The sequence below is a fragment of the Streptomyces sp. NPDC086777 genome (assembly GCF_040702065.1).
In the GTDB taxonomy this organism is placed as follows: domain Bacteria; phylum Actinomycetota; class Actinomycetes; order Streptomycetales; family Streptomycetaceae; genus Streptomyces.
This window is the reverse complement of sequence record NZ_JBFBJI010000096.1, coordinates 1-3,084: the sequence shown is the minus strand read 5'-3', so window position 1 is coordinate 3,084 and position 3,084 is coordinate 1. Positions and strand designations below refer to the sequence as shown.

The window sequence follows — 3,084 nt, the reverse complement described above, 5'->3', positions numbered from 1 at the left end:
GTGTGTGAGGCGTAGTCGACGGGGATCGTGCGGGCGCGGATGCCGGCGTGGAGGGCTGTTTCGTGGAGGTCGGTGAGGGCGTCGGCGTCGCCTGCCACGACGGTGGAGGTGGGTCCGTTGACGGCGGCGATCTCGATGCGTCCGGCGTATTGGCGGATGCGGTCTTCGGCTTCGGTGGGGGAGAGGGGGAGGGAGAGCATGCCGCCGTGTCCGGCGAGGTGGGTGGCGATGGCTTGGCTGCGGAGGGTGATGATGCGGGCGGCGTCGTCGAGGGTGAGGGCGCCGGCGATGTGGGCTGCGGCTATTTCGCCTTGGGAGTGGCCGATGACGGCGTCGGGGTGGATGCCGTGGTGCTGCCAGAGTCGGGCGAGGGCGGTCATGAGGGCGAAGGAGGCGGGTTGGACGACGTCGACGCGGTCGAGGCCGGGTGCTCCGTCTGCTTGGCGCAGTACGGCGGTCAGGTCCCAGTCGACGTAGGTGGAGAAGGCGTTGGCGCAGTCGGTGATGGCCTGGGCGAACACCCATTCCGTCTCCAGGAGTTGGGCGCCCATGCCGGCCCACTGGTGTCCCTGGCCGGGGAAGACGAAGACGGTTTTGCCGTCCACGTCGGCCGTCCCGGTCACCACGTTCGGCGCCTGCTCGCCCGCGGCGAGGGCCTTCAGCCCGCTCGACAGCTCCTCCGACGTGGTCCCCAGCACCACCGCGCGCCGGTCCAGCCGGGCCCGGTGGAACGCCAGACCGCGCGCCACGGCCGCCGGGTCGAGGGAACCCGGCGCCGCCGACAACCGGTCGGCCTGGGCGCGCAGGGCGGCCTCGCTCCTCGCGGACAGCAGCCACGGGAGGACCGCCGGCCGAGGCGCGGGCTGCGGTTCGGGCCGGTCAGGGGCCTGTTCGAGGATGACGTGGGCGTTGGTGCCGCTGACGCCGAAGGAGGACACCGCGGCCCGGCGCGGCCGACCGGTCCTCGGCCACTCCCGCCGCTCGGTGAGCAGTTCGACCGCCCCGGTGTTCCAGTCGACCTTCGTCGAGGGCTGGTCCACGTGCAGGGTCTTCGGCAGGACGCCGTGCCGCATCGCCTGGACCATCTTGATGATCCCGGCGACACCGGCCGCCGACTGCGCATGCCCGATGTTCGACTTCAGCGACCCCAGCCACAACGGATAGCCGCGGTCCTTGCCGTAGGCCGCGAGGAGCGCCTGGGCCTCGATCGGGTCGCCGAGCGTGGTCCCCGTACCGTGCCCCTCGACGGCGTCCACCCCGTCCGGGGCCAGGCCCGCCGCGGCGAGCGCGGCGCGGATGACGCGCTGCTGGGACGGTCCGTTGGGCGCGGTCAGCCCGTTGGACGCGCCGTCCTGGTTGACGGCCGAACCGCGCACCACCGCCAGCACCGGGTGACCCGACCGCTGTGCGTCGGAGAGCCGCTCCAGGGCGAGGACTCCCACCCCCTCGGCCCAGCCGGTACCGTCGGCCGCCTCCGCGAACGCCTTGCAGCGGCCGTCCGCAGCCAGCCCCCGCTGGGTGGAGAACTCCACGAACACACCCGGCGTGCCCATCACGGCGGCACCGCCCGCAAGCGCCATGTCGATCTCGCCGGCCCGCAGCGCCTGCGCCGCGAGGTGCACCGCGACCAGCGACGACGAGCAGGCGGTGTCGACCGTGATCGCCGGGCCCTCCAGACCGAGCGTGTACGACACCCGGCCCGAGGCCACGCTCCCGGAGTTGCCCGTGCCCAGGAAGCCCTCCAGTCCCTTCGGGGAGAATTCCAGGCCGGGCGCGTAGTCGTGGTACATCACCCCGGAGTAGACCCCGACCCGGCCGCCCGCCAGCGCGGTCGGGTCGACCCCCGCCCGCTCCAGCGCCTCCCAGGACGTTTCGAGGAGCAGCCGCTGCTGCGGGTCCATGGCGAGCGCCTCACGCGGCGATATCCCGAAGAAACCCGCGTCGAACTCGCCGGCGTCGTGCAGGAAGCCGCCCTGGCTCACGTACGAGGTGCCGGCGCGCTCCGGGTCCGGGTCGAAGAGGCGTTCCAGGTCCCAGCCGCGGTCCTCGGGGAAACCGGACACCGCGTCGCGGCCCTCGTCGACCAGCCGCCACAGCTCGTCCGGGGTGCTCACCCCGCCGGGCAGCCGGCACGCCATGCCGACGATCGCGATCGGCTCGCGGGCGGCCGCGGCGACCCGCCGGTTCTCCTGCTTGAGACGCTCGTTCTCCATCAGCGAGGCGCGCAGCGCCTCCACGACCTTGTCGCTGGGCGACGTACCCATCACATTCTCCGTTCCGTCGGGCAGTTGGCTGGTCAGTTGCCGAGCGCGCCCAGGGCGCGGGCCACCAGGTCGTCGGTGTCCATGGCGGCGATCCGGTGCAGCTCCGCCTCCACCGCCACACCGGTGTCCGGCTCCGCGACCGGTTGTTCCGACGGCTCCGGCACGGCCGTGTCCCCGCCCGTCCCGGGCAGCAGCTCGGCCAGCAGATGGCGGGTCAGCACGGCCGGGGACGGATAGTCGAAGATCAGCGTCGCGGGCAGCCGTACGCCGGTCGCGGCGGCCAGCCGGTTGCGCAGCTCGACCGCCGTCAGCGAGTCGAAACCGACGTCCTTGAAGGGCTGTTCGGGTCGCACCGGCACGCCGCCGAGCACCGTCGAGGCGTGTCCGCGCACCAGCTCCAGCAGTCGGCGCCGCCGGTCCGCGCCGGACAGCGCGGTCAACTGCGCGGCCAGTGGCTCCTCGTCGGGCCGCGCGCTCGGGACCGCCTTGCGCGGCGGGCTCACCAGCGAACGGAAGACGACGGGCAGCCGCCCCTCGGCCGCCAGGGCGCGCAGCGCGGGGAAGTTCATCCTGCTCGTCACCAGGACCGCCTCGGTCGAGCGCAGCCCCGCGTCGAACAGCGCCATGCCCTCCTCCGCGGACAGGGCCAGCGCCCCCTGCCTGCTCATCCGGTTCTGGTCACCCCCGTCCAGGTGTGCGGTCATGCCGCTCGCATCGGCCCACAGGCCCCAGGCGAGGGAGACGGCGGGGACGTGTTGGGTGCGGAGGTGGTGGGCGTAGGCGTCGAGGGCGGCGTTGGCGGCGGCGTAGTTGGCCTGGC

General features: G+C 73.4%; 2 protein-coding genes. Both read right to left on the bottom strand.

The annotated features are described in order from the left end of the window. On the bottom strand, positions 1–2,264 hold a 2,264-nt coding region (locus tag AB0472_RS45920), incomplete at its 3' end, for a type I polyketide synthase (protein ID WP_366365654.1). A gap of 32 nt (positions 2,265–2,296) precedes the next feature. Further along, on the bottom strand, positions 2,297–3,084 hold a 788-nt coding region (locus tag AB0472_RS45915), incomplete at its 5' end, for a beta-ketoacyl reductase (protein WP_366365653.1).